The organism is Sphingomonas sp. CFBP8993 (assembly GCF_034044895.1).
Classification (GTDB): domain Bacteria; phylum Pseudomonadota; class Alphaproteobacteria; order Sphingomonadales; family Sphingomonadaceae; genus Sphingomonas.
In genome coordinates this window covers 330,069-344,224 of record NZ_JAXCWU010000002.1, presented here as the reverse complement: position 1 = coordinate 344,224, position 14,156 = coordinate 330,069, and the positions used below count along the sequence as shown (strand labels likewise).

Annotated in this window: 9 protein-coding genes; 6 read left to right on the top strand and 3 right to left on the bottom strand. The window is 66.4% G+C overall.

Annotated elements, in window-relative coordinates; all coding sequences use genetic code 11:
• Window positions 1-36 precede the first annotated feature (36 nt).
• From hflK to SOM26_RS04755, 5 genes are all read left to right on the top strand, one after another.
• A complete protein-coding gene (hflK, locus tag SOM26_RS04775) occupies window positions 37-1,179 on the top strand; it encodes a protease modulator HflK (protein WP_320451593.1) in 1,143 nt (380 codons plus the stop codon).
• Window positions 1,176-2,042, top strand: coding sequence for a protease modulator HflC (hflC, locus tag SOM26_RS04770; protein WP_320451592.1), 867 nt, complete (start codon window positions 1,176-1,178; stop codon window positions 2,040-2,042). The genes hflK and hflC overlap by 4 nt, the downstream gene beginning before the upstream one ends.
• A 106-nt stretch (window positions 2,043-2,148) precedes the next feature.
• The gene (locus SOM26_RS04765; RefSeq protein ID WP_320451591.1) at window positions 2,149-3,675 is read left to right on the top strand and encodes a Do family serine endopeptidase; all 1,527 of its coding nucleotides are present in this window, start codon (window positions 2,149-2,151) and stop codon (window positions 3,673-3,675) included.
• Between the two features lie 129 nt (window positions 3,676-3,804).
• Complete coding sequence (locus SOM26_RS04760) at window positions 3,805-5,415, top strand: helicase HerA-like domain-containing protein (RefSeq protein ID WP_320451590.1); 1,611 nt, start codon at window positions 3,805-3,807, stop codon at window positions 5,413-5,415.
• 554 nt (window positions 5,416-5,969) lie between these two features.
• Window positions 5,970-7,967, top strand: coding sequence for an OPT family oligopeptide transporter (locus tag SOM26_RS04755; RefSeq protein ID WP_320451589.1), 1,998 nt, complete (start codon window positions 5,970-5,972; stop codon window positions 7,965-7,967).
• A 113-nt stretch (window positions 7,968-8,080) separates the two neighbouring features.
• On the opposite strand, the gene SOM26_RS04750 is transcribed toward SOM26_RS04755, so the two are convergent.
• The 3 genes from SOM26_RS04750 to queF form a co-directional block, all read right to left on the bottom strand.
• Window positions 8,081-9,364 (bottom strand): glycoside hydrolase family 130 protein, encoded by a 1,284-nt coding sequence (locus SOM26_RS04750; RefSeq protein ID WP_320451588.1) that lies wholly within the window; start codon window positions 9,362-9,364, stop codon window positions 8,081-8,083.
• A 63-nt stretch (window positions 9,365-9,427) separates the two neighbouring features.
• Complete coding sequence (locus SOM26_RS04745; protein ID WP_320451587.1) at window positions 9,428-11,698, bottom strand: glycosyltransferase family 4 protein; 2,271 nt, start codon at window positions 11,696-11,698, stop codon at window positions 9,428-9,430.
• A 390-nt stretch (window positions 11,699-12,088) separates the two neighbouring features.
• Entirely contained in the window at window positions 12,089-12,529 is a 441-nt protein-coding gene (queF, locus tag SOM26_RS04740) for a preQ(1) synthase (protein WP_320451586.1), read from the bottom strand.
• Window positions 12,530-12,550: 21 nt separating this feature from the next.
• Between queF and SOM26_RS04735 the strand changes: the two genes are divergently transcribed.
• A complete protein-coding gene (locus SOM26_RS04735; RefSeq protein ID WP_320451585.1) occupies window positions 12,551-14,083 on the top strand; it encodes a cryptochrome/photolyase family protein in 1,533 nt (510 codons plus the stop codon).
• The last annotated feature ends 73 nt before the right edge of the window (window positions 14,084-14,156 follow it).

The window sequence follows — 14,156 nt, the reverse complement described above, 5'->3', positions numbered from 1 at the left end:
TGTTTTTGTCGGCGAACCGTTCCTATAACAATGACCATGAGAAAGCTGACGGGCTGGTTCCGACGTCCCCCCATCCTTGCCGCCGAAACGCCTAAAGGCCCCTGGGGCGGGTCCGGCGATGATTCCGAAGGGGGACCGCGCAACCCCTGGGCGGTGCCGCCCGGCGGTCGCAAGACCTCGCCCAAGCCCACCGCGCTGGATGAATTCATCCGCAAGGCGCGCGGATCGGGCGGCGGCGGCCCCGGCGAAGGACCGGGCGGAAGCGGCGGCTTTGGCGGCATTCCCGGCGCGCCGGGCGGCCGGACGCTATGGGCCATCGGTGCCGCGATCATCGTCGGCATCTGGGTGCTCTATACCTCGATCCATCCCATCGGCCCGCAGCAGCGCGGCGTCGTGACCTATTTCGGGCGCTATACCGGCATCCTGGAGCCCGGTATCCAGATCACCGCCCCCTCGCCGATCGCCGCCGTCCGCGTGCTGGACGTGCAGAAGATCCGGACCGAGAATTTCCCCGAGGGCTCGGGCGAGAATCTGGTCCTGACCGGTGACCAGAACATCATCGACCTCAGCTATTCGGTGCGCTGGGACATCGCCAACCCGCGCGACTTCGCGTTCCGCCTCGCTCAGCCGCAGGAAACGGTGCGCGCCGCCGCCGAAAGCGCCATGCGCGCGGTCATCGCCGACACCGCGCTGGACCAGGCGCTGGGTTCGGGGCGCACCGGCATCGAGCAGCGCGTCCAGGAACTGACCCAGTCGATCCTGAACGAATATCGCTCGGGCGTGCGGATCCAGGGCGTCGCCATCAAGCAGGCCGCGCCGCCGCAGCAGATCGTCGACGACTTCAACAAGGTGACCGTGGCGCAGCAGCGCGCGGTGGCCGATGTGAACCAGGCCCGCTCCTATGCGCAGCAGGTCGTCGCCAAGGCGCAGGGTGAAGCCGCGCAGTTCGACAAGGTTTACGAACAGTATCGCCTGGCCCCCGAAGTGACCCGCCGCCGCATGTATTACGAGACCATGGAGGCGGTGCTGGCCAAGTCGGACAAGACCATCGTCGAGGCGCCGGGCGTCGTCCCCTATCTGCCGCTGTCGAAGGCCGCGCCCCGGCCGCTGCCGCCCGAAATCACGGCGACCGCCCCGGCCACGCCCAATCCCACCCCGAATCAGGGAGGTGGCCAGTGAACGGCCTGACCTTGCGCAACCCCATCGTGCTGGCCGTCGCGCTGCTGGTCGCGGTGATCCTCGCGGCGGCGACCTTCTCGGTCGTGCGCGAAACGCAGCAGGCGGTGATCTATCGGTTCGGCCAGCCGCTGGCCGTGATCAACGGCTATCGGCCGGGCGAGGATATCGGCCATAGCGGCGCGGGCCTGATCGCGCGCATCCCGTTCGTCGATCGCATCGTCTGGGTCGACAAGCGCGTGCTCGACCTCGACCTGGAAAAGACCCAGGTCCTGTCGACCGACCAGCTGCGCATGAATGTCGATGCCTTTGCCCGGTTCCGCGTGATCGACCCGCGCCGGATGCTGGCGACCGCGGGCAGCGAGGACGGCGTCATCAACCAGCTGCGCCCGATCTTCGGCTCGGCACTGCGCAACGAGCTGGGCAAGCGGCGCTCGTCCGAACTGCTCAGCCCGGAACGTGGCCAGGTGATGGACGCGATTCAGATGCGGCTCGATCGTATCGCGCGCCAATATGGCGTGCAGATCGTCGACGTGCGCATCAAGGAAGCGGAACTGCCCGAAGGCACGCCGCTCGACAGCGCGCTGGCCCGGATGCGGACCGCCCGCCAACAGGAGGCGATCACCATCTCGGCCCAGGGCCAGAAGCAGGCGCAGATCGTCCGCGCCGATGCCGATGCCCAGGCCGCGCAGATCTATGCGCAGGCATTCGGCAAGGATGCGGACTTTTACGATTTCTACCGCGCCATGCAGTCCTATCGCCATACCTTCGTGTCGGACGGCACCAATCAGGAACGCGGCAGCACCCAGATCATTCTGTCGCCGAACAACAGCTATCTGAAGGAATTCACCGCGCCGGGCCGATAGGTGGAATTTACACCTTTCGGCCTGTTCATATTCAAGCGTCGTTCAGCCAAACCGTGACAAATAGGGCACGGTCAAACTGAATTTTCTTTGAGAGGACCCCAGCCCAGTGCGTTACGCCTACGCCATTACCAGTGCGCTCCTCCTCGGTGGCGCGACCGCGACCCTGGCTCTCCAGCCGGGCACCGCGCAGGTCGCGCAGAACGAACCCGGCGCGATCCAGGCCGTCGCTCCCCGCGCCGGCGCGCCGATGAGCTTTGCCGACATGGTCGCCAAGCTCCAGCCCGCCGTCGTCAACATCTCGACCAAGCAGTCGATCACCACCAAGCCGCAGGCAAACCCGTTCGCGGGCACGCCGTTCGAGGGCTTTTTCGGCGCTCCCGGCGGCGGCGGCGCACAGCCGCAGAAGCGTGAAGGCGCCTCGCTGGGCTCGGGCTTCCTGATCTCGCCCGATGGCTATATCGTGACCAACAACCATGTGATCGCCCCCGGCGCGGCGGGCGCTTCGGTCGACTCGATCACCGTCACGCTCAACGACCGCAAGGAATATACCGCCAAGGTCGTCGGCCGCGACGAAACCTCGGACCTCGCCGTGTTGAAGATCGACGGCCAGAACCTGCCCTTCGTCCGCTTCGGCGACTCGGCACGTGCACGGCCGGGCGACTGGGTGCTGGCGATCGGCCAGCCCTTCGGCCTGTCGAGCACGGTGACCGCGGGCATCATCTCGGCGATCCACCGCGTCACCGGCCAGGGCGGCGCGAATGACCGCTTCATCCAGACCGACGCGGCGATCAACCAGGGCAATTCCGGCGGCCCGATGTTCGACATGAACGGCAACGTCATCGGCATCAACAGCCAGATCTATTCGCAATCGGGTGGCAATATTGGCATCGGCTTCGCCATTCCGGCCGAAGACGCCAAGCCGATCGTCGCCCGCCTGATGAAGGGCCAGAAGATCGAGCGCGGCTATCTGGGCGTGCAGATCGGTGGCCCGGTCAACGACGACGTCGCGGCCTCGCTGGGCGTGCCCAAGGGCCAGGGCGAGATCATCGCCAAGGTCGAACCCAACGGCCCCGCGGCCAAGGCCGGGCTGAAGGCATTCGACGTGGTGACCAAGGTCAACGGCCAGTCGGTGACCCCGGAGCAGACCCTGTCCTATCTGATCGCCAACGTGCCGCCGGGCGGCCGCGTCCAGTTGGAAGTGCTGCGCGGCGGCAAGCCGGTGTCGCTGACCGCGACGGCGGCGACCCGTCCGACGAATGAGGAATTGCGCGCGACGATGGGTGACGGCGCCGACGCCTTCCCCGATGATGACGACGATGCGCAGACCGCACCGACCGCCGGTGGCGGCCTGGGCCTGTCGGTCCAGCCGCTGACCCCGGCGATCGCACGCGCGATCAACGTCGATCCCTCGACGCAAGGCGTGGTGATCGCGGCGGTCGATCCGTCGAGCGACGCCGCCGCCAAGCTGAAGCGTGGCGACGTCATCACCGCGGTGAACGGCACCCCCGTGCGCAGCGCCGCCGACCTTCAACAGGTCGTCGCCGCCGCCAAGGCCGCCGGGCGACCCCAGGTGCTGGCGCAGATCACCCGTGCGCGCATCGCGGGTGCGCTGATCCCGCTGCGGATCAAGTAACGCACCCCCCTCGCCCTTCCCGTCGGAAGGGTGAGGCTATGTTCGGAATCGACAAAGGGCCGTCGCATCCATCGGGTGCGGCGGCCTTTTGCTATTCCCGTCCTCGTCCCGCGCAGTACAATGCGCGTCATGGACGGCATCTTCATCGGCATGGGTGGCGGCAAGCCACAGGCGATCGACCTCAAGCGCGCGAACCGGCACGGGCTGATCGCGGGCGCGACCGGCACCGGCAAGACGGTGACGCTGCAAACCATGGTCGAGGGGTTCTCGCGCGCGGGCGTGCCCAGCTTCGTCGCAGATGTGAAGGGCGATCTTTCGGGCCTCGGCATGGCCGGGTCGGCGATGGGCAAGACCCATGCCGCCTTCACCGCGCGCGCCGCCGAGCTGGGCATCACCGACTGGGCCTATGAGCCTGCGCCGGTGCAATTCTGGGACCTGTTCGGCACGCAGGGGCACCCCGTCCGTGCCACCGTGTCGGAAATGGGCCCGCTGCTCCTTGCCCGCATGATGGGGTTGAACGAAACGCAGGAGGGCGTGCTGACCATCGCCTTCCATGTCGCGGACAAGGAAGGGTTGCTGCTCCTCGACCTGGACGATTTGCAGGCGATGCTGGCCGAATGTGCCGCGCGCGCCGACGAGCTGACCACCACCTATGGCAATGTCTCGAAACAGTCGGTCGGCGCGATCCAGCGCGCGCTGCTCCAGTTGCGCACGCAAGGAGCGGAGCATTTCTTCGGCGAGCCCGCACTCGAACTCGCCGACCTGATCCGCACCGATGATTCGGGTCGCGGCGTCGTCAACATCCTGGCCGCCGACCAGCTGATGGCGAGCCCCAAGCTCTACGCCACCTTCCTGTTATGGTTGTTGTCCGAACTGTTCGAGCAGCTTCCCGAGATCGGCGACCCCGACAAACCCAGGCTCGTCTTCTTCTTCGACGAAGCGCATCTGCTGTTCGACGAGGCCGCGCCCGCGCTGGTCGACACGATCGAGCGGGTAGTGCGGCTGATCCGCTCCAAGGGCGTCGGCGTCTATTTCATCACCCAGAACCCGATCGACGTGCCCGACAAGATTGCCGGGCAGCTCGGCAACCGGGTGCAGCACGCGCTGCGCGCCTTCACCCCGCGCGACCAAGCGGCGGTGCGCTCGGCCGCCGAGACGTTCCGCGCCAATCCCGGTGTCGACGTTGCCACCGCCATTACCGAGCTGAAGGTCGGCGAGGCGCTGGTTTCCCTGCTGCAAGCCGATGGCTCGCCCTCGCCGGTCGAACGCACGCTGATCGCCCCACCGCGCAGCCGCGTGGGCCCGGTGACGCCGGAGGAGCGCAAGGTGCTGGTCGAAACCGACGCGGTGGCCGCGAAATACGACCAGGCGATCGACCGCGAATCCGCCGAGGAACTGCTCGCAGCCAAAACGCAGGAAGCGGCGGCGGCCGCTGCCGAGGCCAAGGCGCAGACCGAAGCCGAGAAAAAGGCGGCGCAAGCCGCCAAGGCCGACGCCAAGGCGGCCAAGGATGCCGAACGCGCGCGCATCGCCGAACAGCGCGCCGCCGCCAACTCGCCCTGGGCCAAGATGGCGAGCAGCGCGGCCCGCTCGGCCAGTTCCTCGATCGGGCGACAGGTCGCCAACGAGATCGGCAAGCAGGTGTTCGGCGGCGGCTCGCGGCGGCGGTCGAACAGCGCGGGTGGCGGGATCGTCGGCGCAGTCGTGCGCGGCGTGCTGGGGAATCTGTTCCGGGGGTGATGCTGGGGCGGGGCGGCATTCGTTTCATTCCTCCCCTGTAAGAGAAGGTGGCAAACCAAAGGCCTGACGGAGGGGTGTCCTCGCCTTGAGAGGTTGGTCCAACTTCGCGACCGGCGACACCCGCCACCATACTGCGCATGCCCCCTCGGCCCGGCCCGGCGAAGGCCGGGATGATTGAAGATGCGAGGCCGCGCGCCACGGATTTGGTGGCCACTAGAATTAGATCCACCGGACCAGACCTGTTGCGTTACCACCCCGGCGGAGGCCGGGGTCCAGTTGCGAAGGCTTCATTGATGAAGCAAGCCGGACCACCACAACGGCACCCCCCGACTGGACCCCGGCCTCCGCCGGGGTGGCGCTTCGGATTGGGCGGATCAAATTCTAGGCCCCCACGGCCGCAGGGCGGCATGGCATTTCGGACAATGGGAATCCCTTGGCCTCTGGCTTCGCTCAGGTTGAACGAAGATAGGGGCGGCGGCAGGACCAAGGACAGCCCCGACCTCTCCAACACGAAACGCTAGGCGAGCGCGCTTCACTCTGCCACATCTGCGCGGATGAGCCGTACGCCAACGACCACCGCCCCCGTCGCCGAACTGACCCTGCGCGGGATCGCATTGGGCGGGATCATCACCCTGCTGTTCACCGCCGCCAATGTCTATTTGGGGCTGAAGGTCGGGTTGACCTTTGCCACGTCGATCCCGGCGGCGGTCATCTCGATGGCGATCCTGCGCTATCTGCCGAACAGCTCGGTCTTGGAGAATAACATCGTCCAGACGGTCGCCTCGGCGGCGGGGACGCTGGCGGCGATCATCTTCGTGCTGCCCGGCCTCGTCATGATCGGATGGTGGCAGGGCTTTCCCTATTGGCTGACCGCCGGGATCACCGCGACGGGCGGCATATTGGGCGTCATGTTCTCGGTCCCCTTGCGCCGTGCGCTCGTCGTCGACACCGACCTTCCCTATCCAGAGGGCCGCGCCGCCGCCGAAGTACTGAAGGTCGGCGCGGGCAGCCGCGAGGGCGAGGCGGAGAGCACGGCCGGGCTGCGGCTGATCGTCGTCAACGCCGTGGCCTCGGCGGCATTCGCCATCCTGACCCAGACCAAGCTGGCGGTGGCCGAGGCCGCCGTCTGGTTCCGCACCGGCGCGGGCGCGACCGGTATTTCGGGCGGGCTGTCCTTCGCGCTGATCGGGGTCGGGCATCTCGTCGGCCTGTCGGTCGGCCTGGCCATGCTGCTGGGCATCGCGATCGGCTGGTGGGTGGCGCTACCTATCCTGACCGCCATGGCCCCTTCGGCGGGGCCGGTTGCCGAATGGGCGGGCGGTATCTTTTCCCGCGACGTGCGCTTCCTGGGTGCGGGCGTCATCGGAGTCGCCGCGATCTGGACGCTGTTGAAGATCATCGGCCCGGTCATCGGCGGTATCCGCTCGTCACTGGCCGCCGCTTCGGCCCGGCGTGACGGCGCGGTGCTGGCGATCAGTGAGCGCGATCTGCCGATCGGGATCGTCGCCACCGTCGCGCTGGCGACCCTGGTGCCGATCGCGGGACTGCTCTGGTCGGTGATCGCGGGTGGACCGCTCGCCGCGTCGGGTGTCGCGCTGATCGGCGGCGCGCTGCTGTTCATCCTCCTCATCGGCCTCGTGATCGCCGCCGTGTGCGGATATATGGCGGGGCTGATCGGGGCGTCGAACAGCCCGGTGTCGGGGATCGGCATCCTGTCCGTCCTGGCCGCCGCGCTGTTGCTGGTCGGGCTGTTCGGGCGCGGCACGTCGCCGGAGACGACGCAGGCGCTGGTCGCCTATGCCCTGATCGTCACGGGCATCGTGTTCGGCGTGGCGACCATCTCCAACGACAATCTCCAGGACCTGAAGACCGGCGAACTGGTCGGCGCGACGCCGTGGAAGCAGCAGGTGGCTCTGGTCATCGGCGTCATCTTCGGCAGTTTGGTGATCCCGCCGGTGCTCGACCTGCTCAACGCGACCCTGGGCTTTGCGGGTACGCCGGGGGCCGGGCCCAATGCGCTGTCCGCACCGCAAGCGGCGCTGATCTCGGCGCTGGCCAAGGGCGTGCTGGGCGGCGACCTCAACTGGGCGATGATCGGCGTCGGGGCGCTGGTCGGCGTCGGCGTGATCATCGCTGACGAGATTTGCGGCAAGCTGGGGTGGATGCGCCTGCCGCCGCTGGGTGTGGGGCTGGGTATCTATCTGCCCATGTCGGCGACGTTGCCGGTCGTGCTGGGCGCGGTGATCGGCCACAGCTATGACCGCTGGGCCAAGCGGACCGCCAACCCCGAGGCGGCCGAACGCATGGGCGTACTGGCCGCGACCGGGCTGATCGTGGGTGAGAGCCTGTGGGGCGTCGGCTTTGCGGGGATCGTCTATCTGACCAATTCCGACGCGCCGCTGGCGCTGGTCGGAGAGGGTTTTGCCAGCCCCGCGCTGATCGGGGGGACTATCCTGTTCCTCGGGATCGTGGCGGCGTTGTATCGGTACACGCGACGTCAGGTCGTCAGCTTGTCGCCAGTGGCAGGGCGCGGCCCTGACGGAGGGGTGTAACCCTCTCGATAGCGGGACACCCCTCCGTGATCCTTCGGATGGTCCCCCTCCCCCAAGGGGAAGAATAGAGGGGGCTTTGCGGCGGCGCGGCATTACCCGCGCCGCCCGGAACGTCACATCGCGGCCAGCAGCTCGCTGATCTTCACGAAGGCAAAGCCGATCGAACTGTCCGCGATGCCGTAAGGCAGGAACAGCGAGTCGCCGTGGCGGATCGCGCCGCAGGAATAGACGACGTTGGGCACATAACCCTCGCGGTCCTGGTCCTTGGCGGCGAGGATCGGCTGCTTCGTCCGGCCCAGCACCTTGGACGGATCGTCCTTGTCGAGCAAAGCCGCGCCGATCGAATATTTGCGCATCGCGCCGACGCCGTGGGTCAGCAGCAGCCAGCCCTCGTCCGTCTCGATGGGCGGGCCGCAATTTCCGATCTGCACCAGTTCCCATGGGAAAACCGGGGTCAGGATCTTCTCGCCCTCGTCCCAATGGGTCAGCGAGTCGGACTTGAGCAGGAACAGGTTTTCGCCGTCCTGCCGCCCGATCATCATATACTGCCCGGCGACCTTGCGCGGGAACAGCGCCATGCCCTTGTTGCGCGCCGCCGAGCCGGTCATCGGCACCAGGTCGAACGCGCGGAAATCTCGGGTGCGCATCAGTTCGGACTGGATGCCCGAGCCGTCATAGGCGGTATAGGTGCCGATCCATTCCATCGCGCCGTCGTCATGCGTGAACTGGACGATGCGCATGTCCTCCAGCCCCTTGGACTGGGCCTGGGTGATCGGGAAGATGACGGTGCCCGAGAGCGTCGAGTCGCGGTGGCGATGGACGGTGATCGGGCCGCTCGGCATATCCTCGTCGCCCCAGCCATGCACGTCGGTCGCGGTCGCGAAGGGGGGCTCGGGCGCCAGGCGCAGCTGGTTCTGGTCGTTGATGATGCCCTCGCGGAACGCGACCGAGGAGATGTGCCCCTCGCCCACGGCACGCATCGACATCAGAATGCGCTGCGACCCCGGCTGGATGCCGGTCTGGTCGAAATGCGGCACCGCCGACGGGTTCATCAGCGCGGCGGCGGCATAGCTGTATTCGTGGCAAAAATACGCACCGATCAGCTGACGCTTCTCGTCGCTGATCTGCGCCCCGTCGAGCTTCAGCAAATCCTCGATCTGGTCGTAGCGGCTCATGAATACGCGCCGCGTCTGCCAGTGCCGGGCCTCAAAATCCTTCAGCACGGCTTCCAGCTGGTCGCGCGCTTCCTGCGGCGACATGGCCAGCACCTCGCCCACCAGACGTTCGGTCCGGCTGGGGGGCGCGCCGTTGCCGCCGCCCCAGGCAATGTGAAACGGCCGCACCACGACACGCGAAGGATCGGCATGAAGCCGCAGCCGGTGGTTGAACAAGTCCATCGCGCTACTGTCTCGCCATCTTAACCAAAACGCTCATCCCATCCCCCGAAGCGCTGGCGCGGATCAGGCGATGTGACGATCGGCTCCTGCCATGGATGACGCGGATTGGCAAAGGCTTGCAATCGCGCAATTGGCGAGCTGGAGCGCCAGGATCGACTCGGCGCCCTGGTTGCGGTTGAGGCCGGTGGGCATCAATCCGTCGAAGCAGCCACCGTCATGCGCGGTGGCCAGCGGCAGGTCGAGGTCGTTGACCCCCAGGAACCAGCCATAGGCGCGCTCGCCCTCTTCCAGCCAGCGCGAATCGTGCGTGGCGAGATAGGCCGAGTAGCAAGCCTCGACCGTTGCCTGGGCTTCCAGCGGCTGCTGATCGAACTGGAGCGGCTCGGCATAGGGGCGGCCAAAGCTCTCGCTGCCGACCGCGCGGAAACGGCCTTCGGGCGAGGTCTGCTTGGACACGATCCATTCCAGCGTCGCGATGCCGCAATCGATCAGGTCCTGGCGACCCAGCGCACGCCCCGCCTCGATCAGCGCCTGCGGTACGCGGGCATTGTCATAGGCCAGCACGATCTCGAACCACTGCCATTCGGGACGCCGTGCCTCTTCGAGCAGCGCCAGGTGCAGCGGCGGCAGCTTTTCGAGGATCGCCCGCGCCAGCTGATGCCCCGGCCGTGCCTCCAGCATGGCGGCGGCACCCAGCATCGCAAAGGCCTGCGCGCGCAGCGAACCCAGGTCGAGCGCCAGCGAAGCGGTCGCGTCGAACCACATCTGCGCCCAGTCGCGATGCTTGCCGAGCTGCGCATCGCGCGCCGTCACGCCCAGTGCCCAGAGGGTGCGGCCGTTCGAATCCTCCGAACCGATATCCTCGCACCAGCTGCGATCGAAGCGCATGAAGTTGCGATATCGGCGTGCGTCCGGGTTCCAGGCATATTGCAGGAACGAGGCGTAGATCGTCGTCCATTTGTCCCGCGTGACCGGATCGATGTCCGGTGCCTGGGTCATGAAGATCAGCGCGCGGGCATTGTCGTCGATGCAATAGCCATGGCGGCGATCGGGCACGGAATAGATGGCATGTTGCAACATGCCGGTCGAATCGCTCATCCGCTCGACGGCCGCGAGATCGGGGGCCAGCGGCTTGATCGCCGCCTGATGGGCGTTACCGATCCGGCGCGGACGCGCGGTGATCGCCGCCCCGAACTGCTCGAGCGCCGCTTCGGCCAGGCGCGGCCAGATCATCGTACGGCCCCGCGCATAGGCGCGGCTCGACAAGCGGTTGCGGGCCGTCTCGTCGGTCAACAGCCGGTCGATCTCGCTTGCGAACGCCTCGACGTCGCAGAAGGGCACCAATACGCCGTGATCGTCGGCCAGTATCTCGGTCGCGTGGACATAAGGGGTCGAAACCACGGCCTTGCCGACGCCGATCGCATAGGACAGCGTTCCGCTCGTGATCTGGGCCGGGTTCGTATAGGGCGTCGCATAGATGTCGGCCGCCTGGAGATAGTCCAGCAGCTCGTCATGCTCGACGAACGCATCGACAAAGGCGATATTGTCGCCGACGCCCAGCGTCTCGGCCAGCGCCTTCAGACGATCGCGATAGGCCTCGCCCTCATGCGCGATCAGGTTCGGGTGGGTTGCGCCCAGCACGACATAGAGAAGTTCGGGATGATTGGCGGCGACTGCGGGCAGCGCCTCGATCATCGTCTCGATACCCTTGTTCGGTGCAAGCAGGCCGAAGGTCAGCACGACCTTGCGCCCTTCCCAGCCGAAGCGCGGCTTGAGCGCCTCGGGCGACATCAGCGCACGATCCGGCACGCCGTGCGGGATCATCGCGATCTGGCGCGGATCGGCGCCATAGACACGCTGTAGAATGTCGCGGCCCTTGTCGGCCATGACGATGATGCGCGTACAGCGGCGCAGCAGCCCCTCCATCACCCGACGCTCGTCGACCGACGGCTTTTCGAGGACGGTATGAAGCGTCGCGATCACGGGCAGCGTGGTCCGGTCGAGCAGCGCCAGCAGATGCTCGCCGGCGGCACCGCCATAGATGCCATATTCGTGCTGGACCCAGATAGCCTGGGCACCGCTCGCCTCGATCCGGCGCGCCATGTCGAGATAGGCGCTGCGCTCGTGCTGCGGGATGGCGGCGGTTACCGCCGGGGGATAGGCATAGCGCCCCGGATGGTCGTCCATCGCATAGACGTCGACGGCCAGATCCGGGTAACGGGTACGAAGTGCGGTGTAGACATCGGTGGTGAAGGTCGCGAGACCGCATTGGCGGGGCAGGAAATTTCCGATCAGCGCCAATCGTTCAATCACGGTTCCGTTCGCATCCACCATATCGTTTGTCCTTGCAGGCGCGGGGGCGGCGGCAAATCCGCACTATGCCCCACGCATGCAAGGTCAACCCGCATGATCGGCGAAGGTTGCAGGGCGTATTACATATTTGCTGCACCGCAACTTGGGCATCGGACGGGTTGACGCTACGGCACGGCGGGCTGCGGGAAGGGATGGCGCGGTTTGGCCCCTGCCCCACCGGCCTAGTGACTGATCTGGATCAGCGTGTTGCCGCAGGCGTCCGTCGTCGGATCGATCCTGTCGATCAAATTGTCCTTCACGCCGAACAGGTCGGCGCCCGCGTCGATGGCGATATCGGCTTCGAACCGGGGTCCTGCGTGATGAAGGGTCGAACGGGACGATATCGCCCCGTCCTTGATCGCCGGTCCGGGATCAGCCCCGGCCGCGATAGCCCGCGACGCCCTGGTCGGGCAGCCAGAGATCGGCGGGCGGCGCCGACGACTGCCAGAACACGTCGATGGGAATACCACCGCGCGGATACCAATATCCGCCGATGCGCAGCCAGACGGGTTTCATTTCCTCGAACAGGCGCACGCCGATGCCGACGGTGCAATCCTCGTGAAAGCCGGCATGGTTGCGGAAGCTGCCCAGGAACAGCTTTAGCGACTTGGATTCGACGATCGTCTCGCCCGGCACATAGTCGATGACGAGGTGCGCGAAGTCGGGCTGGCCGGTCACCGGGCACAACGAGGTGAACTCGGGTGCCGCGAACCGGATCAGATAGGTGAGCCCGGGACGGGGGTTGGGAACATAATCGAGCACCGCCTCTTCCGGGGAAGCGGGCAGCGCGCTGGTCTGGCCGAGATGCTTCATGAAAGGCCCTGTAGGACAGCCATGCCCAAATCGCCAACGCTGATCCCCATTCTAGGCGACCAATTGTCGATGAATCTCTCGTCATTGGAAGGCGCGGACCCCGAACACACCATCCTGCTGATGATGGAGGTGGACGACGAGACGGGGTATGTCCGCCACCACAAAGCCAAGATCGCCTATATCCTGTCCGCCATGCGCCATCATGCCGAGGCGCTGGAAAAGGCCGGCTGGCGGGTCGATTACGTGAAGCTGGACGATCCGGACAATGCGGGCAGCTTCACTGGCGAGGTCGCCCGCGCGGTCGAGCGGCATTCGCCCGACCGCATCGTCGTGACGCAAGCGGGCGAGTGGCGGGTCGCCGCGATGCTGGAGGCGTGGGAGACGATGTTCGCCGTCCCCGTCGATATCCGCCCCGACACCCGATTCATCGCTTCCCAGGCCGAGTTCGAGGACTGGGCGAAGGACCGCAAGGAACTCCGCATGGAGTTCTTCTATCGCCTGATGCGGCGCAAGACCGGCCTGCTGATGAAGGGCGACAAGCCGGAGGGCGGCAAGTGGAACTACGACTCCGAAAACCGCAAGCCCGCACCCAAGAAGGACAAGCCGCCCGAACCGCTGGCCTTCGCGCCCGACAAGATCACCCGCGATGTCCTGACGCTGGTTGCCGCGCGCTTCGACAATCACCCCGGCTCGCTCGACGGCTTCGCCTATGCCGTCACCGCCCAGGATGCGCAGGCCCAGGCCGAGGCGTTCATGGCGCACGCCCTGCCCAAGTTCGGCGACTATCAGGATGCGATGCTGACCGGGCAGCATCAGCTATGGCACTCGGTCCTGTCGCCCTATATCAACTCCGGCCTGCTCGATCCGCTGGAACTGTGCCGGATGGCGGAAGGCGAATATGAGGACGGGCGGGTCAGCCTGAATTCCGTCGAGGGCTATATCCGCCAGATCATCGGCTGGCGCGAATATGTGCGCGGGCTCTACTGGCATGTCGGGCCGGATTATGCGGAGCGCAACTTCCTGCGCGCGAACCGGCCGCTGCCCGGCTTCTACTGGACCGGCGAGACCGACATGCATTGCATGGCCGAGGCGCTGGGCCAGACGCTCGACACCGCGCACGCGCATCATATCCAGCGGCTGATGGTGACCGGCAATTTCGCCATCCTGATCGGCGCGAACCCGGCGGAGGTGCATCGCTGGTATCTGGAAATCTATATCGACGCCTATGAATGGGTCGAACTGCCCAATGTCGTCGGCATGAGCCAGTTCGCCGATGGCGGCATCATCGCCTCCAAGCCGTACGTATCGTCCGGGGCCTATATCAACCGCATGTCCGATTATTGCGGGCATTGCCGCTACGACGTGAAGCAGCGGGTCGGCGAGGATGCCTGCCCGTTCAACGCGCTCTATTGGGATTTCCTGGCGAGGCACGAAAAGCGGTTCGAGGGGAATGTCCGGATGGCGATGGCGTATCGGAACTGGGAGCGGATGGCGGAGGCGGATCGGAAGGCAGTGCGGGCGCAGGCGGCGGGGTTTTTGAAGGGGTTGGGGTAGACGGATTCTCGTGGCCTATCCTCACCTCTAGCCGCTCCCCTCCCGCCTGCGGGAGGGGATGGGGGAGGCAAGC